Annotated in this window: 21 protein-coding genes; 9 read left to right on the top strand and 12 right to left on the bottom strand. The window is 67.0% G+C overall.

Going from position 1 to position 26,163, the window contains the following annotated elements:
- Positions 1-5: 5 nt before the first annotated feature.
- Entirely contained in the window at positions 6-2,168 is a 2,163-nt protein-coding gene (locus tag ACM26W_RS06325) for a type VI secretion system Vgr family protein (protein WP_416139988.1), read from the bottom strand.
- 425 nt (positions 2,169-2,593) lie between these two features.
- On the opposite strand from ACM26W_RS06325, the gene ACM26W_RS06320 reads away from it, so the two are divergent.
- Positions 2,594-4,111, top strand: a complete 1,518-nt coding sequence (locus ACM26W_RS06320; RefSeq protein ID WP_416139987.1) for an autotransporter domain-containing protein — start codon at positions 2,594-2,596, stop codon at positions 4,109-4,111.
- 112 nt (positions 4,112-4,223) lie between these two features.
- Here ACM26W_RS06320 and ACM26W_RS06315 read toward each other — a convergent pair whose 3' ends face one another.
- The 8 genes from ACM26W_RS06315 to ACM26W_RS06280 all read right to left on the bottom strand — a co-directional run bounded on the left by ACM26W_RS06315 (position 4,224) and on the right by ACM26W_RS06280 (position 13,732).
- Positions 4,224-4,997 carry an enoyl-CoA hydratase-related protein gene (locus tag ACM26W_RS06315; RefSeq protein WP_416139986.1) on the bottom strand — a complete coding sequence of 258 codons (774 nt, stop codon included), beginning with the start codon at positions 4,995-4,997 and terminating at the stop codon, positions 4,224-4,226.
- Between the two features lie 108 nt (positions 4,998-5,105).
- Entirely contained in the window at positions 5,106-6,086 is a 981-nt protein-coding gene (locus ACM26W_RS06310; RefSeq protein ID WP_416139985.1) for an MDR family oxidoreductase, read from the bottom strand.
- Positions 6,087-6,137: 51 nt separating this feature from the next.
- On the bottom strand, positions 6,138-6,770 hold the full coding sequence (locus ACM26W_RS06305) for a TetR/AcrR family transcriptional regulator (RefSeq protein WP_416139984.1): 633 nt from the start codon (positions 6,768-6,770) through the stop codon (positions 6,138-6,140).
- Between the two features lie 142 nt (positions 6,771-6,912).
- Positions 6,913-7,761 carry a 3-hydroxybutyryl-CoA dehydrogenase gene (locus ACM26W_RS06300; protein ID WP_416139983.1) on the bottom strand — a complete coding sequence of 283 codons (849 nt, stop codon included), beginning with the start codon at positions 7,759-7,761 and terminating at the stop codon, positions 6,913-6,915.
- Positions 7,762-7,802: 41 nt separating this feature from the next.
- Positions 7,803-9,434, bottom strand: a complete 1,632-nt coding sequence (locus ACM26W_RS06295; RefSeq protein ID WP_416139982.1) for an acyl-CoA synthetase — start codon at positions 9,432-9,434, stop codon at positions 7,803-7,805.
- Between the two features lie 80 nt (positions 9,435-9,514).
- Complete coding sequence (locus ACM26W_RS06290; RefSeq protein ID WP_416139981.1) at positions 9,515-11,329, bottom strand: acyl-CoA dehydrogenase; 1,815 nt, start codon at positions 11,327-11,329, stop codon at positions 9,515-9,517.
- 95 nt (positions 11,330-11,424) lie between these two features.
- Entirely contained in the window at positions 11,425-12,846 is a 1,422-nt protein-coding gene (locus ACM26W_RS06285; RefSeq protein WP_416139980.1) for an MFS transporter, read from the bottom strand.
- Between the two features lie 250 nt (positions 12,847-13,096).
- Positions 13,097-13,732, bottom strand: a complete 636-nt coding sequence (locus ACM26W_RS06280; RefSeq protein WP_416139979.1) for a class I SAM-dependent methyltransferase — start codon at positions 13,730-13,732, stop codon at positions 13,097-13,099.
- 61 nt (positions 13,733-13,793) lie between these two features.
- On the opposite strand from ACM26W_RS06280, the gene ACM26W_RS06275 reads away from it, so the two are divergent.
- The 3 genes from ACM26W_RS06275 to ACM26W_RS06265 all read left to right on the top strand — a co-directional run bounded on the left by ACM26W_RS06275 (position 13,794) and on the right by ACM26W_RS06265 (position 15,639).
- A complete protein-coding gene (locus ACM26W_RS06275; protein WP_416139978.1) occupies positions 13,794-14,204 on the top strand; it encodes a VOC family protein in 411 nt (136 codons plus the stop codon).
- A gap of 177 nt (positions 14,205-14,381) precedes the next feature.
- Complete coding sequence (locus ACM26W_RS06270; protein WP_416140828.1) at positions 14,382-14,693, top strand: DUF4870 family protein; 312 nt, start codon at positions 14,382-14,384, stop codon at positions 14,691-14,693.
- Between the two features lie 16 nt (positions 14,694-14,709).
- Positions 14,710-15,639: a lysophospholipid acyltransferase family protein gene (locus tag ACM26W_RS06265; protein ID WP_416139977.1), complete on the top strand. Its 930-nt coding sequence runs from the start codon at positions 14,710-14,712 to the stop codon at positions 15,637-15,639.
- Positions 15,640-15,644: 5 nt separating this feature from the next.
- On the opposite strand, the gene ACM26W_RS06260 is transcribed toward ACM26W_RS06265, so the two are convergent.
- Positions 15,645-17,051, bottom strand: a complete 1,407-nt coding sequence (locus ACM26W_RS06260; protein WP_416139976.1) for a mannose-1-phosphate guanylyltransferase/mannose-6-phosphate isomerase — start codon at positions 17,049-17,051, stop codon at positions 15,645-15,647.
- Complete coding sequence (locus tag ACM26W_RS06255; RefSeq protein ID WP_416139975.1) at positions 17,048-18,616, bottom strand: alkaline phosphatase; 1,569 nt, start codon at positions 18,614-18,616, stop codon at positions 17,048-17,050. The genes ACM26W_RS06260 and ACM26W_RS06255 overlap by 4 nt, the downstream gene beginning before the upstream one ends.
- 192 nt (positions 18,617-18,808) lie before the next feature.
- Here ACM26W_RS06255 and ACM26W_RS06250 point away from each other — a divergent pair, with 192 nt between their 5' ends.
- Genes ACM26W_RS06250 through ACM26W_RS06235 form a run of 4 tightly spaced genes read left to right on the top strand, consistent with a single transcriptional unit; the run spans position 18,809 to position 24,033 of the window.
- Entirely contained in the window at positions 18,809-20,389 is a 1,581-nt protein-coding gene (locus ACM26W_RS06250; protein ID WP_416139974.1) for a glucan biosynthesis protein, read from the top strand.
- Positions 20,376-22,340: a glucans biosynthesis glucosyltransferase MdoH gene (gene mdoH, locus ACM26W_RS06245; protein WP_416139973.1), complete on the top strand. Its 1,965-nt coding sequence runs from the start codon at positions 20,376-20,378 to the stop codon at positions 22,338-22,340. Before ACM26W_RS06250 ends, mdoH begins: the two co-directional genes overlap by 14 nt.
- Before the next feature lie 53 nt (positions 22,341-22,393).
- Positions 22,394-23,209: an FkbM family methyltransferase gene (locus ACM26W_RS06240; protein WP_416139972.1), complete on the top strand. Its 816-nt coding sequence runs from the start codon at positions 22,394-22,396 to the stop codon at positions 23,207-23,209.
- Positions 23,206-24,033, top strand: a complete 828-nt coding sequence (locus ACM26W_RS06235) for a creatininase family protein (RefSeq protein WP_416139971.1) — start codon at positions 23,206-23,208, stop codon at positions 24,031-24,033. The genes ACM26W_RS06240 and ACM26W_RS06235 overlap by 4 nt, the downstream gene beginning before the upstream one ends.
- 27 nt (positions 24,034-24,060) lie before the next feature.
- Here ACM26W_RS06235 and ACM26W_RS06230 read toward each other — a convergent pair whose 3' ends face one another.
- The gene (locus ACM26W_RS06230; protein WP_416139970.1) at positions 24,061-25,191 is read right to left on the bottom strand and encodes a GTP cyclohydrolase II; all 1,131 of its coding nucleotides are present in this window, start codon (positions 25,189-25,191) and stop codon (positions 24,061-24,063) included.
- Between the two features lie 52 nt (positions 25,192-25,243).
- On the opposite strand from ACM26W_RS06230, the gene ACM26W_RS06225 reads away from it, so the two are divergent.
- Complete coding sequence (locus ACM26W_RS06225) at positions 25,244-26,113, top strand: RibD family protein (RefSeq protein WP_416140827.1); 870 nt, start codon at positions 25,244-25,246, stop codon at positions 26,111-26,113.
- The last annotated feature ends 50 nt before the right edge of the window (positions 26,114-26,163 follow it).

Below are 26,163 nucleotides of genomic sequence, written 5' to 3'. Positions count from 1 at the left end.
CCCGGTCAGTTCTGCAGGACCTTCTTGCCCTTGATCACCACATTCTTGCTGGCCTTGACATTGATACCACCGGAACCCTGAATGGTAATGTCCTTGCCCTGGATGGTGATGGAGCCGTCCTTCTTCAGGGTAATGCTCGACTTACCGGTGCGGATGACAACCTGGTCGCCCGCCTCGAGGGTCAGGTTCTTGCCCACCTTGACGGTCATGCCCTGGCCCACGCTGAGGGAATCGTTGTTGCTCACCGAGCTCGAGCGATTGCCGCCGACTTTCTCATCGCGATTGCCGGCCACCTTTTCGCTCATGCTGGCGCCCACCGCCGTACTCTGGAGCCCCCCAACGATCACCGAACGGAGGCCGCCGACATTCGTCTCCTGAGCCCCTCCCACGTTGACCATGTCGTTGATCCCCACGGACTGGGTGCGGGTCATGACAACATTGAGGACATCGTTGCCGCTGATCGTATGGGTACGATTCTGGCTGATGGTGACGGACTCACTCCCGCCTACGGCCTCGGTACGGCTCGCTCCAACTTGTAGCGTTTCATTGCTGCCAACGGTCTCGCTGCGATCATTGCCGATGCTGCTCTGTTCGTCGTTGCCCACGGAGCGGGTACGATCATGGCCCACTGCATGCTGTTCGTCGTTGCCGACGACGATATCGTGGTCCTTCTGGGCATGGACATGCACCAACTCCTCACCTGACGTATCGTTCATCGAGATCTCGTTGTAGCCGCCGCCTCCCGGCGTGGAATTCGACTTGACCCCGCCGACCATGGCATCGTCGGGCAGGCCAAACGGCGGCATGCAATCGGCGTTATAGACCCGGCCGACGATGATCGGCCTGTCGGGGTCCCCTTCCAGAAAGGCAACGATGACCTCCTGGCCGATGCGGGGCACAAACATGGCACCCCAGCCACTCCCGGCCCACGCCTGCGAGACACGTACCCAGCAGGAGCTGTTCTCGTCCTTGGCCCCCTGCCGATCCCAGTGGAACTGGCATTTGACCCGCCCATACTGGTCCGTCCAGATCTCCTCGCCCGGCTTGCCGACGACGAGGGCCGTCTGCAGCCCCTGCACCACCGGGCGTGGAGTCACGCATGCCGGCCGGAAGCAGACGCCGCTGTCGATGGCCGAGAAGGTGCAGCGGAACGAGGCTTCCTCAGCCTCGGTGGTGGCCTCGTATTCCGCGGCTCGGGCATCGACACTGCTGCTGGTGATCAGGTATTCCCTGTTCTGGTCGTCACGGGGATGGCCCTTGAGCTCGAACAACCCGCCGCACATGATCGCCCGCAGATTACCCATCGCCTTGACGCACTCGAACTGCGTCTGGCTTTCATCACTACGAACGGCTGCCAGATGGCTGCCCCGGGGGGACGCCTGGATAAACCTGCCGGGATAGTCATAGGCCTCATAACTGCCCGCCTGGTGTTCCTGAGGACGGGACTCCTTGGCTTCCGGTGGATTACGGGGGTTCTCGAAGTCGAAATCGCGCAGGGCGAAGAGCTCGGTCTGGATCTGCTGACCCAGCCACCAGTCCCAGACATGGTCATGGGCCCGTCCCCTTTCCGAGCCCGGTGACAGGAAGTTCACCTCGCTACACCCGGGAATTCGCTCATGAGAAACAGGAGCATCCGCCAACACCAGGACATGCTTGCCCTCGCAATGACGGAAGAAGTAGTAGATGCCCTCCTCTTCCATCAATCGACTCAGGAAGTCGAAATCACTCTCTCGGTACTGCACACAGTATTCCCGGGTTTCGTAGTCCTGAGAGAGCGCGTCCTCGAAATCCGACTGTCCATGTTCCGCAAACAGCGCCTGGATGATTTCCGGAACGCTCTGGTTCTGAAAGATGCGACAATCCCGCGTCAAGCTGAGATACCAGAACCAGGGGCGCAGTCGCGCGTGGTAGAGCGCATACCGACCACGCCTGCCGACCTGGGAAAAGCCCACGACACAACCATCGAAGTAGCGCTCCCGCTCTTCCAGCTTGATACATAGGGTAAGCTTGCCGCCCAGTACGTCCGGAAAAGCGATATCCTCGGAGGTCGCCAGGAGTTCCACCGTGAATTCGAACAGCCGGCCAAGCTCCTCCGCTCCCGAGAAACGCAGGATGCGGAAATCATTGGAGAAGTGGCCGGTGAGCCGGAGATGCTGCTGCTCACTCATCGTTCCCTGCCTTTCTCGTACGTGCAGAGGCGCCGAATCCAATTGGCAGCGCTGAACATTAGCCAGTCTAGTAGAGCCCTGAGAAACGTGCATGGGCACTCTAGCAAAGGTAGTGGCAGCACGGTCGCAACCCACAAAGAGCGTGCAGATTACATCCTATAATTCAGTGGCAGCGCCCGAAACCTGTGACTAATCTCTCGAATGAGGCATCTACAACAACCACTTCTCGAGCAGTCCGGCAGGAATCAGGCGGACAGGCAGCGAGAGATCGACAGCGGAACGTCCCGAGCAAGGGAGGAAGAGCCGTGGTCCATTCACGTGGCCTGACGGGCAAGCGCGCTTCATATGCTACTTCTCCTGCCCGGCTCCAGGCATGTCGATGCCGAGGAGGATGGGCCGCACGCCTGTTCGTCCTGCTTACGGCTATGGCTCTGCCGATCGCAGTTCTGGGACAGGAGGCGCCACCCCCGGAACAGCCAGAGCCGGAACAACCGGAACCCGAACCAGAGCCCGAACCGGAGCCCGAACCAGAGCCCGAACCAGAGCCCGAACCAGAGCCCGAACCGGAGCCCGAACCAGAGCCCGAACCGGAGCCCGAACCAGAGCCCGAACCAGAGCCCGAACCAGAGCCCGAACCAGAACCAGAACCAGAACCACTGGAGCCTGAACCGGAAGATCCTGCACTACGGGAGGGGCTGACAGAACGCCAGCGTACGGTAGCACGCACGCTGAACAATGCGTGCGGCGGGATACGTCAGCTACCGGCAGGCCAGCGCACATCCCGGCAGAATGACCTGCTCACCGTGTGTGAGGCGGCAGCGGCAGACGAGGATCCCGGTCCCAACTACTATGATGGCCTGGCTCCCGATGAAGTGGCCTCGCAGGGCCGTGTCAGTATGCAGACCATGCGACAGCAGTTGGATAACGTTTCCAGCCGCATGAGCGAAGTACGCGCGGGAGCCACCGGCGTAAGCACCCGCGGCCTCAGCCTCGCCATGCAGGATGGCCAGGCACCCTCCAGCCTGTACAACAATATCCTCGGCGGTGGCGCCAGCAGCGACAGCGACATTCTGGCGTTCAGCCAATGGGGCGTCTTCGTCAACGGCTCCGCATCGCAAAGCCGCCGCGACAGCAGCGAGGCGGAGCCCGGCTTCCGCCGCCAGAGCTACGGCCTCACCACCGGCATGGACTATCGCCTCACCGATGACACCGTCGTCGGTGGCGCCCTGGGCTTCACGCGAACCGACACGGACCTGCGCGACAATGCAGGTGGTGTCGACGTGGATGGCTACAGCCTTTCCCTGTATGGCACCCGCATGCTTTCCGATGCGTTCTACCTCGAGGGCATTGCCACGGTGGGACGCAACCGCTATGACACGGTGCGCACCGTCTTCAGTGAACCGATCAGTACCCAAAGCGCCCTGGCAAAGCCCAAGGGCAACGAATATGGCCTGGGATTGAACGCCGGTTACGATCTCTCCAGGGGCCCCTGGACGACCAGTTACGAGGCCAGCCTCAACTATCTGCGAGGGGAAATCGACGCCTACACCGAGCGTCCCAGCCATCCCGACAACCTCGGTGCGGGTGCGCTGCTGCACATCGAGAGCCAGACCATCGAGTCACAGACAGCAGAGGCCGCCGTCCGGCTCTCCTATGCCTCCAGCCAGTCGTGGGGCGTCATGCACTACAGCACCCGCGTAGGCCTCGAGCATGAATTCAGCGACCGCAGCCGCCTGATCAATGCCCGTTTCCAGGAGGATCCCACCGACACGACCTTCTCGTTGAGCACCGACTCCCCGGAACGCACCTACCTGAACCTGGGGGCCGGGCTCACGGCCCAGATGGCACAGGGCCGCGCCGCCTATATCTTTCTCGAGACCGTGGAAGGCCGCAGTGGCTATAGCCACTACCAGGTCGATGTGGGATTCCGCCTGGAATTCTGATGCCGCAGCGGGCTCACCCCCGCTGCTTATCGCCTGGCGGCATGGCACTGACACAGCGCGGCCGTGGCGTTTCCGCCACGGCCGCGTCGTCTGGGGGTAAAAGCAGGCGGAATCAGAAGTTCGGCTTGCGCTTCTCGACGAAGGCGCTCATGCCCTCGGTCTGCTCCTCGCCGGCGAAGCAGAAGGCAAACAGGGCGTTTTCCAACGACAGAGCACTGTCGAGATCCTGCTCCAGGCCATCGTGGATCGCCTGCTTGGTGGCCCGCACCGCGCGCGGCCCGTTGCCGCCGAGCTGTTTGGTGAGCTCCTCGACGTAGGCCTCTAGCTCGGCCTGAGGCATCACCCGGTTGACCAGGCCGATACGCAGGGCCTCGTTGGCGTCGATCTTGCGACCGGTGGTGCACAGGTCGAGCGCCATGGCCGGGCCGACCCGGCGCGGCAGGCGCTGGGTGCCGCCGAAGCCCGGGATCACGCCGAGCAGCACCTCGGGCTGGCCGAAGATGGCGTTATCGCTGGCCACCGCCCAGTCGCAGGCCAGCGCCAGCTCGCAGCCGCCGCCCAGGCAGAAACCGTTGACCAGGGCCACGGTGGGCACCGGCAGGGTCTCCAGGCGCTTGAAGGTCGCCAGCGCCTGGCGGGCGAAGGCGCGCGCCTCCTCCGGGGTCTTGCCGCGCATCTCGGCGATGTCGGCGCCGGCGACGAAGGACTTCTCGCCGGCGCCGGTGATCAGCACGGCTCGCAGGTCGTTACGGGTCTCGAGCTCGGCCAGCACGCGCTCCAGCTCACTCAGCACATCGCTGTTCAGCGCGTTCAGCGCCTTGGGACGGCTGATGGTCAGTCGCACGATACCGGCGTTATCGACCACCTCGATCGGGGTGTCGCTCATGGGAAGGCTCCTTGGCTTGTTGTTCGGAAGGAAAACAGCCCAACCCTAGCGAACGCTTGGTTGGGCGGCAATCCCCTCTTTTGTCGGGCTCGGTCTGTCGGGCTAGGCTCAGGCCATGCTGACCACGACCCTGCCGCGCACGCGACCGGCAAACAGTTCTTCTGCCTTGGCGATGGCGTCCTCGAGGCCGATCGTCTGCGTGATGGCATCCAGCTGTTCGGGGTCGAGCAGTTCACCCAGCCGGCGCCACGCCTCGATCCGTTCCGGCCGGGGCTTCATGACGCTGTCGATACCCGCCAGCGTCACGCCGCGCAGGATAAAGGGAGCGACACTGGAGGGCAGGTCCATGCCCTGCGCCAGTCCACAGGCCGCCACGGTGCCACCGTAGCGCGTCGCTGCCAGCACGTTGGCCAGTGTGTGGCTGCCCACCGAGTCGATGGCGCCGGCCCAGCGCTCCTTGGCCAGGGGCCGGCCCGGCTCGGACAGCTCACCGCGGTCGATGATCTCCTGGGCGCCCAGCTCTCGCAGGTAGGCCTCCTCCTCGGGGCGACCCGTGGCAGCGATGACGCGATACCCCAGCCGCGACAGCAGGGCAATGGCGTAGCTTCCCACGCCACCGTTGGCGCCGGTCACCAGCACATCACCCTGGCCGGGCAGGACACCGTTTTTCTCCAGCGCCATGACGCAGAGCATCGCCGTGTAGCCAGCAGTACCGATGGCCATGGCCTGGCGAGCAGAGAAGGCAGAGGGGAGCGGGATCAGCCAGCGACTCTCCAGCCGCGCCTTTTCGGCCAGGCCGCCCCAGTGACCTTCACCCACGCCCCAGCCATTCAGCAGGACGCTGTCGCCCGGCTTGAACTCATCGGAGGTCGAGGTTTCGACCATTCCTGCCAGGTCGATCCCCGGCACCATGGGAAACTTCCTGACCACGGGGCCCTTGCCGGTAATGGCCAGGGCATCCTTGTAGTTGAGGGTGCTGCAGTCGACCCGCACGGTGACGTCACCTTCCGGAAGCTGCGCATCGTCCAGGGTCTGGATTCCAACCCGCTGGGCACCTTCCTCTTTCTCGATCAAGATCGCCTTGAACATTGTGCTTCTCCTTTATAGACCGATCGTCTAATTAATGACATGCAAATAGGGTTACCGAGGCAGCCCGTCCAGGTAGCAGCGGATGAAGACCTCCATGGGATGGGCACTACGCTCCAGCCTGGCACGCATGACGGCCCCTTCCCAGCCGATCCAGAAGGCTTCGGCAAGCCGGCCACAATCGGCGTCTCGGGAAAGCTCCCCCGCCGCTTGCGCCTCTTCCAGGCAGCGCGCCAGACGCTGCTGCCAATCATCCAGCGTGTCCCGCAGCCACTGCCGATAGCCTTCCGGCAGGCCACCGACCTCCTGGCCCAGATTGCCCACCAGGCACCCCCGGCGAAAGTCATGACGCGTCATCCCCTCCTTGGCATCGGCAACAAACGCATGCACCCGATGAAGCGGCGAAAGCCGGGTATTCAACAGATGACGATCCAGCTTGTTGGCGAAATAGGCCCCGTAGTGCTCCATGATGGCCCGACCAAAGACTTCCTTGCTGGAAAAATAGTAGTAGAAGGAGCCCTTGGGGACACCGACGCGCTTGAGAATACTGTCGATCCCCGATGCCGCGAACCCCTGCTCGGTCAGCACCTCGGTGCCGCTGCGAATCAGCGCGGCGCGCGTGTCCTGATCGGCACGCGGCGATTTGGGGGGGCGGCCACGGCGTGGCTTGGCGGCGGAATGATTCATGCCAGACAATATAGACCAGTCGTCTATAGAAAGCCAATAACAAGCCGGGTGGCACTCCGCCACCCGGCTCGTATCGCGGCATCACCTCGCCACATTACCTCGTCACATGAACCTGACGCTGTGGCTCGATGTTGTCGACGTGCTACTCGTAGACGTGGAAGCCGCGGCCGCTCTTGCGCCCCAGGTAGCCGGCGGCGACCATGCGCCGGAGCAGTGGGCAGGGGCGATACTTCGGGTCGCCGAAGCCTTCCTGCAGCACCTCCATGATGGAGAGGCAGACGTCCAGGCCGATCAGGTCGGCCAGGGCCAGCGGCCCCAGGGGATGGGCGGCGCCCAGCTTCATCGACTCGTCGATGTCCTCAGCGCTGGCCACGCCCTCCTGCAGCAGGAAGGCCGCCTCGTTGATCATCGGCACCAGCAGGCGGTTGACGGCGAAGCCGGGGGAGTCGGCGATGGCCACGGCGGTCTTGCCCAGCGCCTGGGTCAACTTCTCGATGCGCGCCACGGTGGCGTCACTGGTCTGCTCGGCGCGGATCACCTCGACCAGCTTGAGCACCGGCACCGGGTTGAAGAAGTGCATACCCACCACCCGCTCCGGGCGCTCGCAGACCGCGGCGAGCCGCGTCAGCGACAGCGACGAGGTGTTGGAGGCCAGGATCGCATCATGGGTCAGCCGGCTCAGGTCGCGGAACAGCTTCTCCTTGAGGGCCGGCTGCTCCGGCGCGGCCTCGATGATCACCTCGCAGTCACGCAGGGCATCCAGGGCGGTGGAAGTGGCCAGACGCGCCATGGCGGCGTCCTTGTCGGCATCAGAGAGCTTCTCCTTGGCCACCAGCTTCCCCAGCCCCTTGTCGATGCTGCCGCGGGCCCGCTCGAGCTGCTCGTCGGCGACGTCGTAGAGCTGCACATCGAAGCCGCTCTGCACCAGCACCTGGGCGATGCCTTGCCCCATGGTGCCCGCGCCGACGACGCCGATCGGTTGTTGGCTCATTTGTACTCTCCTTGATGTAATCTGGCCTTGCACTTGTCGGGTTACTGCTTGCGCGCTTCTTCTCGCAGCACGAACTTCTGGATCTTGCCGGTGGAGGTCTTGGGCAGGTCGGTGAAGATCACCGTCTTCGGCGCCTTGAAACCCGCCAGGCGCTCGCGGCAGTGAGCGATGATATCGGCCTCGGTGACCTCGCCGTAGCCCACCTTGAGCTTGACGAAGGCGCAGGGGGTCTCGCCCCACTTCTCGTCGGGCTTGGCCACCACCGCGGCCTCTTCCACCGCGGGGTGCGAGTAGATGGCGTCCTCCACCTCGATGGTGGAGATGTTCTCGCCCCCGGAGATGATGATGTCCTTGGAGCGATCCTTGATCTCGATATAGCCGTCGGCATGCCACACGGCCAGGTCGCCGGTATGGTACCAGCCGCCCTCCATGGCCTGCTCGGTGGCCGCCTCATTCTTCAAGTAGCCCTTCATCATGTTGTTGCCGCGCATCAGGATCTCGCCGATGGTCTCGCCGTCCTTGGGCACCGGTTCCAGGGTGTTGGGATCGGCCACGCAGAGCGCTTCCAGCATGGGGTAGCGCACGCCCTGGCGAGACTTGAGCTTGGCCCGCTCCTCCATGGGCAGGTCGTTCCAGGCCTCACGCCAGGCGCAGGAGGTCACCGGGCCGTAGACCTCGGTGAGGCCATAGACGTGGGTCACGTCGATGCCCAGCGTCTCCACGCCGGCAATCACCGAGGCGGGCGGCGCGGCCCCGGCGGTGGTGACCTTCACCGGATGATCGAAGTCCCGCTTCTGCTCCTCCGGCAGGTTGACCAGGCCGTTGAGCACGATGGGGGCGCCACTGAAGTGGCTGACCCCCTCGTCGGCGATCAGGTCCATGACCTTCTTGGCCTCCACCTTGCGCAGGCAGACATTGGTACCGGCGGTGGCGGCGATGGTCCAGGGGAAGCACCAGCCGTTGCAGTGAAACATCGGCAGGGTCCAGAGGTAGACCGGGTGGTGGGGCATCGCCCACACCAGGATATTGCTGACGGCGTTGAGATAGGCGCCGCGATGGTGGTAGACCACCCCCTTGGGCTTGCCGGTGGTCCCGGAGGTGTAGTTGAGCGAGATTGCCTGCCACTCGTCGTCGGGCAGCCGATAGGGATAGGCCGGGTCGCCCTCGGCCAGCAGCGCCTCGTATTCGAGTTCGCCGATCGCGCGGCCCTCGGGCATGAACTGCTCGTCCGCCACGTCGATGATCAGCGGCTTGTTGTCGAGCCTGGCCACCGCCTCCTCGATCACGTCGGCGAACTCCGGATCGACCAGGATCGCCTTCGCCTCGCCGTGCTCGAGCATGTAGGCGATGGCGTCGGCATCCAGGCGGATGTTCAGGGTGTTGAGCACGCAGCCCGCCAGGGGCACGCCGAAGTGGGCCTCGAACATCGCCGGCACATTGGGCAGCATCGCCGCCACCGCCTGGCCGGGCTGGACGCCGCGCGTCTCCAGCGCCGAGGCGAGCCGTCGGCAGCGCTCCCAGGTAGTGCCCCAGTCGCGGCGGATCTCGCCGTAGACCACCGCCGGGTAATCCGGATAGACCGAGGCGGTGCGCTCGATGAAGGTGAGCGGCGAGAGCGCCACATGGTTGGCGGGGGTCTTGGGCAGGCCCTGTTCGAAGATGCTCTGGCTCATGGCTGGCTCCGTGGCATGGCGTGGAATCTGGTTTGCAAGGATCGCCGCCGGCGCGGGGCCGGCGGCGAATCGAGGAGGGGTCAGTGGGCGGCGGCGTCGAAGGCGGCCAGGCTCGCCATGCCGGCCTCGATCACCGCGCGCTGGGCGCGACCCACCGGCAGCCACTGGCGGATAGCATAGTCGGCGCTCTGGCACTTGGCCTGATAGAAGGGGTCCGGCCGTCCGGGCTCATCGCGGCCCTCGGCGATGGCCGCGCTGGCCGCCAGCGCCGCCTCGCCCATCTGCCAGGCGCACAGCACGTGGCCGGCCAGGTTGAGGAAGGGGGTGGCGTAGGCCTGAACGGCATCGGCACCGCTCTCGGGGTCGGCACCCGCCTCGAGCACCGCGGCCATGGCGGCGCGCAGGTCGGCGGCGCCACCGGCCAGGCTCTCGCCCAGGGCGGCTAGCTCGCCGTTTTCACGGAGCGCCGCGGCGGTGGCCTCGACGTCACCGATCAACCCTTCGAGGGCCGCTCCGCCGTCGCGCTGCAGCTTGCGACCGGCCAGGTCCAGGGCCTGGATGCCGTTGGTGCCCTCGTAGATGGGCGCGATGCGGGCGTCGCGCAGCAACTGGGCGGCGCCGGTCTCCTCGATGTAGCCCATGCCGCCATGCACCTGCACGCCGTGGGAGGCGATCTCCACGGCCTGGTCGGTGGAGAAGGCCTTGACCACCGGGATCAGCACGTCGACCCGCGCCTGGGCGGCGACGCGCTCGCTCTCGTCAGCCGCATGGCGGGCCAGGTCGAGCTGGGCGGCGCAATAGAGGGCCAGCGCACGCAGGGCGTCGGTGCGGGCCCGCATGGAGAGCAGCATGCGTCGCACGTCCAGGTGGTCGCTGATGGGGCAGTCGCTGCGGCCGGAGCGCGGGCTGCGGCCCTGGGTGCGCTCCAGGGCGTAGGCGAAGGCGTGCTGGCAGGCGCGCTCGGCCACGCCGATGCCCTGGATCCCCACCTTGTGGCGCGCCTCGTTCATCATGGTGAACATGTGGTTGAGGCCGCGTCCCTCCTCGCCTACCCGATAGCCGATGGCGCCGTCGTTCTCGCCGAAGCTCAGGGTGCAGGTAGGCGAGCCGTGGATGCCCAGCTTGTGCTCGATGGAGGCGCAGGTGACGTCGTTGCGCTCGCCCAGGCTGCCGTCGGCATTGACCAGAAACTTGGGCACCAGGAACAGCGAAATGCCCTTGTTGCCCTCGGGGGCATCGGGCTTGCGTGCCAGCACCAGATGGATGATGTTCTCGGCGGCGTCGTGCTCGCCCCAGGTGATGTAAATCTTCTGACCGAACAGCCGATACTGGCCGGCGCCATCCTCGCTGGGCACGGCACGGGTGCGCACCTTGGAAAGATCCGAGCCGGCCTGGGGCTCGGTGAGATTCATGGTGCCGGTCCAGGTGCCCTCCACCAGCTTCGGCAGATAGGTGGCCCGCTGCTCGTCGCTGCCGTGATGGGCCAGGGCCTCGATGGCGCCGGCAGTGAGCATGGGGCACAGCCCAAGCGCCATGTTGGCACCGTGCAGCATCTCCTGCACGGCGCTGGCCACCACCTCGGGAAGTCCCTGGCCGCCCAGCGCCTCGCTGACGCCGATGCCGTTCCAGCCGCCCTCGGCGTAGGCCTGATAGGCCTCGATGAAGCCGTCGGGCAGGGTCACGCCGCCGTCGGCGCGACGGGTGCAGCCCTGGCGATCGCCGCTGGCGTTGAGCGGGGCCCACACCTCGCCGGCCAGTCTGGCGGCCTCCTCCAGCACCGCCTCCACCAGATCGGGGCTGGCCTCCTCGAAGCCGGGCAGCGAGAGCGAGCCATGCTCGAGCAGCTCCTCCAACACGAAGCGGATGTCGCGAACGGGGGCGGCAAAGGGGATCATCGAAGCACCTCGGGGGAAAATGATAACGGCGATAGTAGATTCCCTACTTTTCGCCAGCCATTATCCCAAGGTCTTAGCCGCGGTCGGGGCTGGCTTCACCCCCGACCGGGCAGCGGCTCGAAACCGGGCAGTTCGGCCTGGCTGGGCTCGTCCTGGACACCTTCCACGGTCTCGTCGAAGTAGGCCACATGCGACTCATCGGCCGGCGGCGGGCCGACCATCGGCTCGGCCACCTCCACCTCGGGCACCACCCCCGAGAGATCCTCCATGTGCTCATGCTCGACCGCCCCCTGCAGCTGCTCCTCGGTGACCGCCAGTTCGGCCCCCGCCGAGGACATCGGCGTGGAGGGCGAGAACGGCGCCACCGGCACCGGCGCCGGGCGCACGCTGCGGCGCCAGCCGAAGAAGGCCACCAGGAACAGGCCCAGGGCACCGAAGCTCCAGAACAGGCCGGCATCGCCAAGAACACCCATCACCGGCGAGATCAGCGGCGGGCTGAGCGCCGAACCGATGGCGTTGATCAACAGCAAGCCCTGGCTCATACGCACCAGGGCGCCGGCCGGGGCGCGGTCGGCCGCATGGCCCACCGCCACCGGGTAGAGCGAGAAGACCCCGCCGCCGAGCAGGAACAGCAGCCCCGCCAGCAGCCAGGGGGACATCGGTAGCCACAGGATCGCCGCGGAGATCAGCGCGCAGGAGGCGCCGATGATGATCAACACCAGCTGGCGGTCGTGACGATCCGACCAGCGCCCCACCGGGTACTGCAGCAGCATGGCACCGAGCACCACCACCGCCATCATCTGTCCGATCCGATCCACCGAGAAGCCGGTGCGCTGCAGGTAGAGTGGTAGCAGAGAGTAGACCGCGGCCACCGCGATGCCGGAGCCGAAGCTGCCCATCACCCCGGTGGGGGTCAGGGTGATCAGGCGATGGGGCGGCAGCGGCTCGGCCTTCTCGATCAGCGGCGAGACTCGCGGGATCATCGCCATGGGCAGCACGGAGAGCGAGGCCAGCATGGCGATCACCATGAAGGAGGCCGCCCCACCCATGGCCTCGGTGACGCCCAGCAGCAGCTGGCCGAGCACCCCGGCGGCGTACAGCGAGATCATGTAGAGCGCCAGCAGGCGCCCGCGCACCTTCTGCTCACCGGCGGTGAGCAACCAGCTCTCGATGACCAGGTAGACCCCCACCGTGGCCCAGCCGCCGATCAGGCGCAGCGCGAACCAGGCCCAGGGATGATCCACCAGCCCCTGCAGCAGCACGGTGACCGCCACAAGCGAGGCGAAGCTGCCGTAGGCTCGGATATGGCCGATGCGCAGCAGCAGGCGGTCGTTGAGCATGGCCCCCAGCGCCAGGCCGATGAAGTAGGCCGAGGAGACCCAGCCGATCACCACCGCCGACTCGCCGGCGGCGTCCAGGCGCAGGGTGATCACGGTGGCCAGAAAGCCGTTGCCGATGCCCAGGATGAAGAGCCCGAGCAGCGGCGCCAGGGCCATGGTCAGCAGTTGCCGCGACATTGCATGCCTCACAGCGAGAGGGAAGACGGAAAGGGTGGCAGAACGCGAGACATCTCGCCTGCCCGGCGGACCGGATGCGGCGCCTCGGGCACCGGCGGGATAATCAGAGCGCGGGAATCATACGCCCGATTGGCGGCGAGTCAATCGCTTTCCAGACCGGGCGCCACGAAGGCGAAATTTTCATCCGCCAACTCTCGATAACTCGGAAAGATCATCCAAGGCACACCGCAACCGCCTCGCGCCTCGCGCCTCAGTGCTTCTGCAGCAGCACCACATCGGCGGCGGGAAACGCCACCGTCATGCCGAGTTCATCGGCCAGCCAGCGGAAGGTCGCCTCGCTGAAGAAGGCCACATGGGTGGGGTCGAGGATATAGTGCCAGCCCGCGAACGCACCCCGGTCGGTGACCCGCTTGGTCATCAGCCCCAGCCATCCGCCGGGGCGCAGCAGGCCGACCAGGCGGGAGAGTTCACGGCCCGGCTCGAACAGATGCTCGACCACTTCGGTGGCGGTAATAAAGTCGTAGGTCTGCTCGAACACCCCGGCGTCGAGGGCATAGAAGGGGTCATAGATCGCCATGGGATGTCCCGCCTCCTCGAACATCACCGAGAGCGTCGGCCCGGGGCCGGCGCCGAAGTCGAGCCCCCGGGCGCCGGGGGCGAGCCGCTCGCGCAGCGGGTCGCAGAGCCGCGACAGGAAGCGGCGATAGCCGGGGTCGTCCGGCGAGTTCTCGTGCTGGTCGTAGACCGCCCGCTCCTCCTCCGGGCCCAACCGGAAGGCCGGCGGCACGAACACCAGGGCGCAGCGGTGGCACTGGTGGTACTCACGACGCGCATCGCGGTGGTAGCAGGCTGTGTCGTCAGATGCGCATAGCGGGCAGGTCGGCATCGTCGTATCCTCTGTGCCATAACATTCTTCCCTTACTGGGGATAAGATCAAGGAGTTGTGAATGCTGTCAGGTCTGGACCACCTGGTCATTACCGTGACCGACATTTCCCGTGCCGTGGACTTCTACTCCCGGGTGCTGGGGCTGGAGGTGCGCTATCGCGACCGCGAGCGCGTCGATCTGATCCTCGGCGACCTCGCCCTGCGCCTGCACTGGACCGCCACCGACATCGAGCCCCGGGCGGCGACCCCCACCCCGGGCAGCATCGACATCTGCCTGCGCAGCCTGCTGCCCCTCGACGAGGTGGCCCGCCACCTGGAGGCGCTGGAGGTGGACGTGGAGCTCGGGCCGGTTCCCCGCCAGGGCGCCACCGGCATGCTGGAGTCGCTCTACCTGCGCGACCCGGACGGCAACCTGATCGAGATCAGCCGCCCCCAGCGCCAGGAGAGCCCCACGGAAGACGCCGGCGATTGAATCCTCCGCCCAGCCACCGGTGGCATTGTGTCCGGCGGCCGGTATCATGGGCGCCTGACACTCGCCCATCTTCAGGGACGACCCATGACCGACGATTCCCGGAATGACGGGGTCCAGAACGACAGGATCCAGAACAACAACGTCATCATCGATCCACGCAAGTCCCCCGACACCACGATGCCCATGGTGGTCTATGCGCTCTACCTGGCCAGCTTCGTGGTGGGCTTCACCTCGATCATCGGCGTGGTGATCGCCTACGTCTATCGCGGCAAGGGCACCGATTGGCTCGACGAGCACTACCGCTACCAGATCCGCACCTTCTGGATCGGCCTGCTCTACGCCACCATCGCCTCCCTTCTGGTGCTGGTCGCCATCGGTATCCCGCTGCTGATCGCCCTGGCCGTATGGCTGATCGTGCGCTGCGTTAAGGGCTTCCGCGGCCTGCAGGAGAAGCGCGCGCCGGACAACGTGGACACCTGGCTGTTCTAGGCAAGGACCAGGCGATATGGCCGAGACCCGCTCCCACTCCCATCCCCGTCGAGCCCGTGCCATTGCCGGGCTGTGGAAGGCGCTGTCCGGCCGACGGCTGGTCACCCTGTGGCACCTGTCACGGATTGCAGGACCGCTGGTGCACCGCTTAAGCCGCCGCGAGCGCGAGGTCACCGAGATCAATCTGGACCAGGTCTTCCCCGACCAGGATGGGGCAGAACGGCGCCGGCTGGCACGAGCGAGCCTGACCCACTCCACCGCCACCATGCTGGAGTTGGGCTTCGCCTGGATGGGCGACCCCGAGCGGGTCGAGGCCGCGATCCTGGCCGTGCACGGCCGCGAGCTGCTCGACGAGGCCCGCGCCGAGGGCCGCGGAGTGATCGTGCTGGCGCCGCACTTCGGCAACTGGGAGGTGCTCAACTTCTGGCTCTCCAGCCACTTTCCCTTCACCGCCATGTACGAGCCGCCCAAGATCGACGAGCTCGACGCCGTGACGCGCCATGGGCGCGAGCGCATGGGGGCGAGCCTGGTGCCCACCAATCCCCGCGGCGTGGCCGCCCTGCTCAAGGCACTCAAGCGCGGCGAGGCGATCGGCATCCTGCCCGACCAGGAGCCGGACTGGGGCAGCGGCGTCTTCGCCCCCTTCTACGGCCGGCTCGCCTATACCGCCACCCTGCTGCCCAAGCTGGTGGCACGCACCGAGGCCCGAGTGGTCACCGGTGTCGCCAGGCGAATTCCCGGTCGTGGCTTCGAGATCCACTTCCTGTCCGCCGATGAGCGCGTCTACTCGCCGGACGAGATCGAGTCCGCCACCGGCGTCAACGCCTGCGTGGAGGCCTCCATCGCCCTGGACCCGGCGCAGTACCAGTGGGAGTACAAGCGCTATCGCAAGGTAATACAGCAGCAGGAAGGCCATCCCGAGCACCGTCGGTTCCGACTCTACTAGGCGATTTACTCTCGTCCGTAGCGGTCGTCCAGGCGGACGATGTCGTCCTCGCCCAGGTAGCTCCCGGACTGCACCTCGATCAGCTCCAGGGGAATCAGCCCGGGGTTCTCCAGGCAATGCACCCGGCCCACGGGGATGAAGGTCGATTCGTTCTCCCCCACCAGAAAGGTCTCGTCGTCCAGGGTCACCCGGGCGGTGCCGCTGACCACGATCCAGTGCTCGGCGCGATGGTGGTGCAGCTGCAGCGACAGCCGCCCGCCGGGCTTCACCGTGAGGTGCTTGACCTGGTGGCGCTCGCCCCCGTCCACCGTCTCGTAGTGGCCCCAGGGGCGGAAGACCGTGCGGCTCTGGCGGGTCTCCGGGCGGCCGCCGGCCTCGAGGCGCTCGACCAGCCCGCGCAACGCCTGGCTGCTGGCGCGGTCGGCCACCAGCACCGCATCACGGGTCTCGACGATCACCAGGTCCTCCACCCCCAGGGTCGCCACCAGCCGCGACTCCGCATGCACCAGCAGACCGCGACTCGCCTCGCAGATGACGTCGCCGCGCAGGGCGTTGTCCTGGTCGTCATGGGGCAGCACCTCCCACAGCGCCTGCCAGGAGCCAATGTCGCTCCAGCCCGCGTCCAGCGGCACCATGGCCGCCCGGTCGGTGCGCTCCATCACCGCCACATCGATGGACTCCGCGGGGCACGACAGGAAGGCCGCTTGTGCGGGGCGCAGGAAGTCCAGGTCGGTCGCGGCACCCGCCAGGGCCTCGCGGCAGGCGTCGAGGATCGCCGGGGCGTGGGTCGCCAAAGCCGCCAGGGCATCCGCCGGGCGCAGCATGAAGATCCCGCTGTTCCAGTAGTGATCACCGGCTGCCAGAAAGCCCTCGGCCCGGGCGGCCACGGGCTTCTCGACGAAGCGCGCCACCACGAAACCCTCGCCGCCCAGGGGGTCACCGGCCTGCAGGTAGCCGTAGCCGGTCTCGGCGCGGGTCGGGACCACACCGAAGGTGACCAGCCGCCCCTCCTCGGCCAGGCGGGCGGCGCGGACCAGGGCCTCGCGGAAGGCAGTGTCATCGCCCAGGTGATGGTCCGAGGGCAGCACCAGCAGCGGCCCCTCGCACCCCTCGCGCTGGGCCAGCAGGGCCGCCAGGGCGATGGCCGGAGCGGTGCCGCGCCCCTCGGGCTCGAGCAGCAGGGTCGCCCCCTCGATGCCGGCCTGGCGCAGCTGCTCGGCCGCCAGGAAGCGGTGTGCCTCCTGGCAGATGACGATGGGCGGCGCGACCGGCAGCCCCTCGAGCCGGGACAGGGTTCGGGCCAGCAGGCTGTGATCGTCCTCCAGGGAGAGAAACTGCTTGGGGCGCGCCCGACGCGACAGCGGCCAGAGCCGCACGCCGTTGCCGCCGGCCAGGATCACGGGCGTCATCATTCACTAAAGTCCTCATGCAGCCAGTCGCGCAGGGCGTCCAGGCCGTGGGTTGCGGGACCCGGCTCGGGCAGCATGCCGGGCACGAAGCCGCGGGCCAGGAAGGGCTCGAGCAGGGCGGCATCACCGCTGATAACATGCACCGGCACCCCGTAACCGGCGTCCTCGCCGATGATCAGCGGCGCGGCCTGGTGGTCGCCCAGCAGGATCAGCAGGGCCTCATCGCCCAGGTGGTCCGCCGCCCAGCGGGCGCTGACTGCAAGCGAATAGTCCACCGAGAGCGCGTAGTGCTCTCTCACTTGCTCGATGTCCTGCCAGAGCACGTCGGGCGGGATGCCAGTATCTTCCCACTGGTGGAAGATACTGCCATCCCCAATCGCGTCCCAGTCGTCGAGCACCGGCAGGATCGGCGTCCAGGGCGCATGGCTCGAGATCAGGGCGACCTGGGCGAACAGCGGCGCATCCAAGGGCCGGCGAATCTGCTGCTCGAAGTGGTGCAGGGTGAACTGGTCGGGCATGGTCACCCAGTTGAAGGGCGGCCCGGCGTAATCGATGTCTCCGGCGGCGTGGATCTCGTCGAAGCCATAGGCCTCGCCCTCGGGCCAGGCCAGGGTGATGGCGGGCATCACGGTCAGGGTCCGGTGGCCGGTGGCGCGGAAGTCATCCACCAGGGTGGGCCTGTCGCTTGCCAGCATCAGTCGGTACCAGAGCGAGTTGTCGATCTCGAGCCCGCCCAGGGTACTGGCGTGGGCCAGCCAGGACTGGCCGCCGCGGATCGGCGCGTCCAGCATCCCCGTGGCCACCGATAGCCCGGCGGCCCCCAGGCGCTGCGCCATCTCATCGAGTCGCGGCACTGTCACCTCGGCGAAACGCGGATCGAACACCGACGATTCCCCGTAGGACTCCACGAACACCAGCAGCACATCGCGCCCGGCGAGCCCCGGCAGCGCGGTGGCTCGGGTGGGCGCCGCCGCCATGCTCGCCGAGAAGTCGCGGTGGGCTCGATGGGTCGCGACCAGCTGCTGGCCCTGGAAGCGCAGGGTATCCATGGCCGGCGCGCGCGCCACGGGCAGCCAGCGCTGATGGTGCCACTGAGCCGCCATCAGCGCGGTGCTGGCCACCAGCAGCAGGGCGGCGACAAGCGTGATCGCGGCGCCAGGCGTCTGCCGTTGGCCGGCGCGCAGTCCGAGATTCAGCGCCCAGCCGCCGAGGCCGATCAGCAGCAGGGCCGCGAGCGAGGCGGCCCAGGCCAGCCAGGTATCCTGGTTGCCCTCCAGCAGGTGGAACACCGAGCGCAGCAGCGGCAGGTCCAGGTAGAGGTTCAGCGAGCGCCCGAAGGCCAGGTGGGTAGCCGCATCCCCCAGGCCGGCGAGCACCGCTACCAGCACGGTGAGGGTCAGCAGCGGGCGCAGCCAGCCCAGCCGACCGGCCGGCAGCAGCGCCAGCAGGGCCCCCAGCAGCACCGCCTCCAGGGCGATCCAGCGGGTGGCGATCTCCCCGAAGCGCAGCCAGAGTGGCAGCAGTAGCAGCAGATTGAGCAGGACGGTAACGCCCAGCAGTTGTAGCATCGAGTAAGTATCCTCGAGGTCGGGCCGCCGGGGCGGACGGGGCGGGACACCTTCAAATGGTAGCTCACGGGAAAACTGTGTACCTATGACATACTATGTACAGGGATTGTCGCACAAGCTCCGCGGCCGCCATGCGTGCAGGATCCACCGTCCGAGACAACACTGAGTCAGGAAGCCCGGGAGACAGACGCGATGCCCCTGAGACAACACCCCTGTCTAGCCGCTTGTTTACCGATAGCGCTGCTGCCGGTGCTGGCACTATCGCTGGCTTTACCGGCCGCCGCCGAGACCGATCCCCGGCAGGTCGATGCCCTCTTCGGTACCGTCACCGAAAAGGCCGAGGCGCTGGCCGGCCGTGCTCATGACGCTGGCACGGGCGCGCTGCCCGAGGCCCTGCGCGACCTGGACTACGACACCTATCGGCAGATTCGCTTCCGTCCCGAGGCCGCGCTGTGGGGCGAGGAGGGACTCTTCTCGGTACAGCTCTTCCACACCGGCTTTCTGTTCGAATCGCCGGTCTACCTGCATACGGTAGAGGACGGCGAGGTGACGTCGCTCGACTTCGACCCCGCGCGCTTTCGCTACGACGATGCGGCCGAGCACCTCCCGAAGCAGGACCTGTCGGGCGCTGGCCACGCCGGCTTCCGCCTGCACTTCCCGCTCAACCGGGCCGACTATCACGACGAGTTCGCGGTCTTTCTCGGCGCCTCCTACTTCCGCCTGGTGGGCCGCGGCCAGGGCTATGGCCTCTCCGGACGCGGCCTGGCTATCGACACCGCCCTGCCCCGCGGCGAAGAGTTCCCGGCCTTCCGCGAGTTCTGGCTGATCAAGCCGGCCGCACAGGCCACTAGCATGACGGTGCTCGCCCTGCTCGACAGCCCTTCGCTGGCCGGCGCCTACCGCTTCGACATCGCCCCGGGGCGTGATATCCAGGTGGAGGTGACGGCCCGGCTATTCGCCCGACGCGACGTGGACAAGCTTGGATTAGCACCACTGACCAGCATGTTCTTGTTCGGCGATGTCAGCCCTAACCCGGCGGACGACTTTCGCCCCCAGGTACACGACTCACAGGGACTGTTGATGCACACCCATGCCGATGAGTGGATATGGCGGCCCTTGATCAATCCGCGAGAACTTCGCATCAGCCGGCTGAACGACGAGAATCCGCAGGGGTTCGGTCTCGTGCAACGCGAACGTGACTTTGACGAGTACCTGGACCTGGAGTCACGTTATGAGCGTCGCCCCAGCCACTGGATCACTCCGCTCGGCGACTGGGGCCCTGGCGGCCTGGAACTGGTCGAAATCCCCAGCGACTCCGAAACCAATGACAATATCGTCTCCTATTGGGTCCCCGAAGAACCGCTGCACGCCGGTGAAGAGCGAACCTTCCGCTACCGGATCGCCACCTTCGATGCCAATCGGCCCGAAGAGCCCTTGGCCAGCGTCGTGAGCACCCGCCAGGGCTGGGGGGCGATTCCCGGCCAGAGCGACCCTCCGCCCCGCAGCCGGCGACAGTTCGTGGTCGACTTTCGCGGGGCGGAATTATCCACCCTGCACGACACGCATCCCGTAGCGGCTACACTCGAGATATCGAGTGGCGAGTTCCACGAACTGCAAGTGCATCAGCTTCCCGACGGTAATACCTGGCGCGCGACGTTTCGTCTTCAGCCCGACGGCGATAACCCGACAGACATGCGCCTCAAGCTGATGCTGCGCGACCGTCCCCTCACCGAAACCTGGAACTTTGTGTGGAACCCCAATGAACTACGCTAGCTCTTCGACACGGGCCCCCTGGCTAGCCGCGAGACGCTGGATATTCGCGCTGCTGGTGCTTGCCAGTACGGCTTCAGGTGGTTGGGCGATGTTCGAGATCCTGCGCGTCAATGGCATCACCCCCTTGCAGACGGTGGTATTAGGCCTGTTCGTGATCACCTTCGGCTGGATCACGATCGCCTTCTGGACGGCGATCATCGGTTTCGTCTTGCGGCTTACGCATCGAGATCCCTTGACCCTGTCGGGTGTCGCTCTCCTGGCGACGGCACGGCACCTTGGGGAACACCGTACCGTGCTGGTGATGCCGATCTACAACGAAGACCCGGTTCGCGTCGCCAATGGTCTGGAAAGCACCTGTCGCTCCTTGCTGGATCAGCCCGGCGCCGACGGGTTCGAGGCATTCGTGCTCAGCGATACCCAGGATGCCATGATCGCCCGCCAGGAAGAGGCCGCTATCGCCGCCCTACAGCAACGCCTCGCGCCGCATTTCACCGTTCATTACCGTCGTCGCGAGAATAATCAGGGGCGCAAGGCCGGCAACCTGACGGATTTCTGTCGTCACTGGGGCCGGCATTACGATTACATGATTGTGCTTGATGCCGACAGCATCATGGGGGGCCAGACACTGATTTCGTTGGTCGCTTCCATGCAAGCGAACGCCAGGGTCGGATTGATCCAGACGATCCCGATCCCCATCCGCTCGGACAGTGTGTTTGGACGCTTCACGCAATTCGCCGCCGCCCTGCACAGCCCGTTACTGGCAACCGGGCAGTGTTTCTGGCAGGGCGAGACCGTTAACTTCTGGGGCCATAACGCCATCATTCGCACCCAGGCCTTCATGGAAAGCTGCGGTCTGCCTGAGCTCCCGGGTCGCCCCCCCCTGGGGGGTGAAATTCTCAGCCATGATTTCGTCGAGGCGGCACTGTTGCGTCGCACCGGCTGGGAAGTGCATCTGGATGTGCACGTCGGTGAAAGTTATGAGGAAGTCCCCAGCAATATCCTCGATTTCGCCAAGCGCGATCGACGCTGGATCCAGGGCAACATGCAGCATCTTCGATTGCTCGGCGTTCCCGGTCTTCACCCCGTAAGCCGTTTCCATTTCTTGTTCGGAGCCATGGCCTACCTGACCTCACTGCTGTGGGGATTGATGCTGGTGGTGAGCACCGTGGACGCGATCGGCCGTGCCCAGGGAAGACACGATTTCTTCAGTGCCGGCTATCAGCTCTTTCCCGACTGGCCGATCTCCACTCCCGGTCTGATCATTCCGCTGATTATCAGTACGGTGGTGCTCCTGCTCCTCCCGAAGATGCTGGGGTTCCTGCTGTCCTTCATCCAGCAGCCCGAGGCCTTTGGTGGGAGGTTCAGGCTAGTGCTGAGTACGCTGTTGGAAATTACCATTGCCATCCTGATCGCCCCGCTCATGATGGCCTTTCACAGCCTGTTTATCCTGAGCGTGCTGAGCGGCCATAAAGTCAGCTGGGACGCCCAGGTACGCGAGGGCCGCTCCGTTCCCTGGAAGGACGCTTTTCTTCACACCTGGGTCGCGACTCTGCTCGGAGCGGGCTTGGCCTACGCCACTTTTGCCCTGGCGCCGGTGTTCTTCTGGTGGTTGGCTCCGGTATGGGTCGGCCTGATGCTGTCGGCACCGCTGGTCAAGCTCACCAGCAGTCTCACCCACGGCCAGCGACTGCGTCGCCTCGGCCTGCTGAACGTTCCGTCGGAAGTCATGCCATCGCCCCTGGTGCGGAATATCCAGTCGGCAGTGCTCGAGGATCATGGTGCCCAACTCAGGCCGCCGCCCACGCCCCTGCCGGGCAATATGCCGTTGCAATCCTTCAGTGCCCACCCAAAGCAGTCGCCGCAGGTGACTCGGCAAAGCGACCCGGGCACGCCCACTCCACACAAACCGGTGCGCAACGTCGATGCCTCCAATGACCATCATCCCAACTGAGATTTCGACGGCGCGGCCCACTCAGGCTCTATGAGCCTCGATACAGGAAGGCCATGACCCTCAGTCTCACTCCGCTTCGCCACCGACTCATTCGAAGTATGGGCATCGCCCGCTCGCTGATCATCTACTGGCGGCCCGGGCGGCAGCGATCGCTGCGCCGCCTCTATGCCGACTTCGTCGGGCCCGGCGATCTGGCCTTCGACGTTGGCGCCCACCTGGGCGATCGCACGGCAGCCTTCCAGGCACTGGGCGCCCGGGTGGTGGCCCTGGAGCCCCAGCCCGGGCTCTATTGCTGCCTGGTGCGGCTGGTGGGCGGGCGAGCCGGGGTCACCCTGCGGCCCTGGGCCGCCGGCGCCACCCCCGGCGAGGCGGAGCTGGCGGTGAGCGATGCCACCCCCACCGTCTCCACCCTGGCCCACGAGTGGCGCGCCACCATCGGCGGGCGCAACCCCGGCTTTCGCGACGTACGCTGGGAGGGCCGCCAGCGCGTGACGGTGACCACCCTGGACGCCCTGATTGCCGAGCACGGCACCCCGCGCTTCTGCAAGATCGACGTCGAAGGGTTCGAGGCCGAGGTCCTGGCGGGGCTCTCCCACCCCCTGGAAGGCGTCTCGGTGGAGTTCGTGGCCGGCGCCCTGGAGGTGGCCCAGCAGTGCGTGACATGCCTGACCGAGCTGGGTGACTATCGCTTCAATGTCATCGAGGGGGAGCGCCGCGCGTTCCGCTGGCCCGCCTGGCGCGCGGCGAGTGCCACCCTCGAGTGGCTGGAGCGGGGCGCCGACGGCCTCGCCTCCGGCGACCTCTATGCGCGGCTGGCCGCCCCGAACCCCCTGCCCTCGGAATCCACGACCCGGGAGTCGACCCCATGAGTTCAGCCGGCATCCCTGCCGCCTTCCCCCGCTGGCAGGACCTGACCACCCCGGAGCTCGCCGCCCTGCCCCGGGAGAGCGTGGCGGTGATGGTGCTCGGCGCCATCGAGCAGCACGGCGCCCACCTGCCGCTCTCCACCGATCTGGACATCGGCGAGGGGCTGATGGCGGCCGCCCTCGCGCAGCTGCCGGCGCGCTTTCCGCTGGTGCGGTTGCCGTCCCTGGCGGTGGGCGCCAGCGACGAGCACCTGAGCTTCCCCGGCACCCTGAGCCTGTCGCCGGAGCTGGCCATCGCCACTCTGGAGGCCCACGGCGACGCCGTGGCCCGGGCCGGCTTCCAACGCCTGGTGTGGTTCAACAGCCACGGCGGCAACAAGGCGGTGATGGACCTCGCCGCCCTGCGGCTGCGCCGCCGACACGGCCTGCTGGTCGTGAAGACCCACTACACGCGCATGCCTCTGCCGGAGGGTCTACCTGAAGCGACACTGCCCGCCGAGGAGCTTCGCCACGGCCTGCACGGTGGAGCCCTGGAGACGGCCTTGATGCGCCACCTGGCACCGGAGAAGGTGCGTCTGGAACGGCTAGGACAGCCGAACTCCCGGGGCCAGGCCATGGCAGAAGAGGGCCAGCTGCTGGGCCCGGAGGGTGAGGCGGCCTTCGCCTGGCTGGCCGAGGACCTGCATCCGGAGGGGGTGGTCGGCAACGCCCACCTGGGCACCGCCGAACTGGGCGGCCGCCTGGTGGCCCACTACGCCCAGCGCATCGCCCGCATCCTGCGCGAGACCCGTACGATGCGCCTGGAGCGGATCAGCGGCGGGCCCTGAAGAGACTTTCTTCGGGTCGTTCGCCGATCAGCGCCGCGCCCGGAAGACCTCGTCGAGCAGGTGGCCGGCGCGCTCCGCCTTGGCGGTGAGATAGCGGTGGTTGTGGTCGTTGAGGGTGCCATAGAGCGGCTGGCGCTCGACTACCTCGATACCGCCCTCGGCCAGGGCCGCCATCTTGAGGGGGTTGTTGGTCATCAGCTGCACGCGGCGGATACCCAGCGCATCCAGCATGTCCACCGCCACCCCGTAGCGCCGCTCGTCCTCGCCGAAGCCGAGGATCTGGTCGGCATCCAGGGTGTCCAGCCCACCGTCCTGGAGGGTATAGGCGCGCAGCTTGTTGGCCAGGCCGATCCCGCGTCCCTCCTGGGCCAGGTAGAGCAGCACGCCGCCGCCCAGCGCCTCGATCTCGGCCACGGCGTTGCGCAGCTGCTCGCCGCAGTCGCAGCGCAGGCTGCCGAACAGATCGCCGGTAAGACAGGCGGAGTGCAGACGCAGCGGCACGGGCACCGCCGGCGCGTCCAGGGTCGGGTCGCCGATCACCACCGCCACGTGCTCGCGCAGCCCGTCGGGCTCGCGGAACAGGATGAAGCGGCACTCGAAGGCATCGGCCAGGGGAATGTGGGCCTCGCTGACCCGGCGCAGCATGCCGCGGGCGCCGTCCAGGCAGCGCGCCGCCTGCTCGGCCTTCACCGCCAGCAGGGTGCCGTCGGCCACCGCCGCCGCGACCACCGACTCCTGCCCCTCGGCGACCCGCGCCACCAGCGCCGAGGGAATCAGCAGCGCCCGGCGCATCAGCGCCAGGGCGGCCAGGTCGACGGCCTCTGCCGCCTCCAGGGCCGCCCGGCACTCGTCCAGCCCCGCCTGGCCGAGGCTCGCCGCCGGCGTGGCCCCGAAGGCCAGGGCCTCCAGGCGGCGAGACGCCAGCCCGGCAGGCAGCGGCAACCGGGCCGCCTCGTCGGCGCCCCTTGCACCGAGGATCTCCAAGCGGTGTCGGCTCAGCACCAGCGCCGGCGTGGTGCCGGCCAGCTCGCCCAGCCGCGAGGCAGCCGCCTGGGCGGCCCCCTCGATGGCCTGGACCAGCACCCTGGACTCGCCGGCGACAATCAGTACCGGCAACCCGCGTCGCAGATCGAAGATGGCCCGTTCAACCTGATGCATCGCTCTCTCCTGGTGGTATCGAGGCGCTTTGCGTCGCGCCGGAGAACTGCGCATGATGGCAGCCAGCTCCCCGACAGGAGGCCCCATGGGCGACACTGACCCGACGCTGTCCATTGATCAAGCCTGGCAGGCCCTCGTCCATGCCGCCCACCCGGACGGTGAGGCCGCGGCGGTGTCCGGCCTGCGCCTCTCCCCGGCCGGCTGGCAGGCAGAACACCCCGTCGCGCCGGAGGCCGGCGAGCTGCTCGACTGCCTGGTCCCGCTGGCCACCCGGCGCGGCCGGCTGGCCATCGCCCAGCTCGGCCAGAGCCTGGACGGGCGCATCGCCACCGAGAGCGGGCACTCCCACTTCATCAACGGGCCACAGAGCCTGGTGCACCTGCACCGGCTGCGCGCCCTGATGGATGCCGTGGTGGTCGGCGCCGGCACCGCCTGTGAGGACGATCCGCGCCTGACGGTGCGCCACGTCACCGGCCCCCACCCGGTGCGGGTGATCCTCGACCCCCGCGGCCGGGTAACACCGGACCGGCTCCTGCTGCGCGACGCGGAAGCGCCTACCCTGCACCTGCATGGCGAAGGGGCGAGCCCGGAAGGCCCGGCGGGGGATCATGTCCAGCGCCTGGCGCTGCCGCTGGCCGGGGGCGGCTTCGCCCCCAAGGTCGTGCTCGATGCCCTGGCCGCCCAGGGTCTCACCCGGGTGCTGATCGAGGGCGGCGGCATCACGGTGTCGCGCTTCCTCGAGGCCGGCGTGCTGCATCGGCTGCACCTGCTGATGGCGCCGCTGCTGATCGGCTCCGGCCGGCCGGGACTCGCCATGACGCCCATCGCCACCCTGCAGGAGGCGCGCCGTCCCGCGTCGCGGACCTTCCGCTGCGGTGACGACACCCTGTTTGATCTCGTGCTTGACGCCCCCCTCACCTGAGCCCCCGGGGCCTGAGCCATCGCGACCGCTGGCAACGTTGACGGGTGCCG

The organism is Halomonas sp. HK25, assembly GCF_047795635.1.
Taxonomy (GTDB): Bacteria; Pseudomonadota; Gammaproteobacteria; order Pseudomonadales; family Halomonadaceae; genus Halomonas.
This window is presented reverse-complemented; position numbering and strand designations above follow the sequence as displayed.

Excerpts from the sequence above, each read along its gene's own strand:
- ACM26W_RS06325 (WP_416139988.1), bottom strand. The coding sequence starts at position 2,168 with ATGAGTGAGCAGCAGCATCTCCGGCTCACCGGCCACTTCTCCAATGAT.
- ACM26W_RS06320 (WP_416139987.1), top strand. The coding sequence starts at position 2,594 with ATGGCTCTGCCGATCGCAGTTCTGGGACAGGAGGCGCCACCCCCGGAA.
- ACM26W_RS06315 (WP_416139986.1), bottom strand. The coding sequence starts at position 4,997 with ATGAGCGACACCCCGATCGAGGTGGTCGATAACGCCGGTATCGTGCGA.
- ACM26W_RS06310 (WP_416139985.1), bottom strand. The coding sequence starts at position 6,086 with ATGTTCAAGGCGATCTTGATCGAGAAAGAGGAAGGTGCCCAGCGGGTT.
- ACM26W_RS06305 (WP_416139984.1), bottom strand. The coding sequence starts at position 6,770 with ATGAATCATTCCGCCGCCAAGCCACGCCGTGGCCGCCCCCCCAAATCG.
- ACM26W_RS06300 (WP_416139983.1), bottom strand. The coding sequence starts at position 7,761 with ATGAGCCAACAACCGATCGGCGTCGTCGGCGCGGGCACCATGGGGCAA.
- ACM26W_RS06295 (WP_416139982.1), bottom strand. The coding sequence starts at position 9,434 with ATGAGCCAGAGCATCTTCGAACAGGGCCTGCCCAAGACCCCCGCCAAC.
- ACM26W_RS06290 (WP_416139981.1), bottom strand. The coding sequence starts at position 11,329 with ATGATCCCCTTTGCCGCCCCCGTTCGCGACATCCGCTTCGTGTTGGAG.
- ACM26W_RS06285 (WP_416139980.1), bottom strand. The coding sequence starts at position 12,846 with ATGTCGCGGCAACTGCTGACCATGGCCCTGGCGCCGCTGCTCGGGCTC.
- ACM26W_RS06280 (WP_416139979.1), bottom strand. The coding sequence starts at position 13,732 with ATGCCGACCTGCCCGCTATGCGCATCTGACGACACAGCCTGCTACCAC.
- ACM26W_RS06275 (WP_416139978.1), top strand. The coding sequence starts at position 13,794 with ATGCTGTCAGGTCTGGACCACCTGGTCATTACCGTGACCGACATTTCC.
- ACM26W_RS06270 (WP_416140828.1), top strand. The coding sequence starts at position 14,382 with ATGCCCATGGTGGTCTATGCGCTCTACCTGGCCAGCTTCGTGGTGGGC.
- ACM26W_RS06265 (WP_416139977.1), top strand. The coding sequence starts at position 14,710 with ATGGCCGAGACCCGCTCCCACTCCCATCCCCGTCGAGCCCGTGCCATT.
- ACM26W_RS06260 (WP_416139976.1), bottom strand. The coding sequence starts at position 17,051 with ATGATGACGCCCGTGATCCTGGCCGGCGGCAACGGCGTGCGGCTCTGG.
- ACM26W_RS06255 (WP_416139975.1), bottom strand. The coding sequence starts at position 18,616 with ATGCTACAACTGCTGGGCGTTACCGTCCTGCTCAATCTGCTGCTACTG.
- ACM26W_RS06250 (WP_416139974.1), top strand. The coding sequence starts at position 18,809 with ATGCCCCTGAGACAACACCCCTGTCTAGCCGCTTGTTTACCGATAGCG.
- mdoH (WP_416139973.1), top strand. The coding sequence starts at position 20,376 with ATGAACTACGCTAGCTCTTCGACACGGGCCCCCTGGCTAGCCGCGAGA.
- ACM26W_RS06240 (WP_416139972.1), top strand. The coding sequence starts at position 22,394 with ATGACCCTCAGTCTCACTCCGCTTCGCCACCGACTCATTCGAAGTATG.
- ACM26W_RS06235 (WP_416139971.1), top strand. The coding sequence starts at position 23,206 with ATGAGTTCAGCCGGCATCCCTGCCGCCTTCCCCCGCTGGCAGGACCTG.
- ACM26W_RS06230 (WP_416139970.1), bottom strand. The coding sequence starts at position 25,191 with ATGCATCAGGTTGAACGGGCCATCTTCGATCTGCGACGCGGGTTGCCG.
- ACM26W_RS06225 (WP_416140827.1), top strand. The coding sequence starts at position 25,244 with ATGATGGCAGCCAGCTCCCCGACAGGAGGCCCCATGGGCGACACTGAC.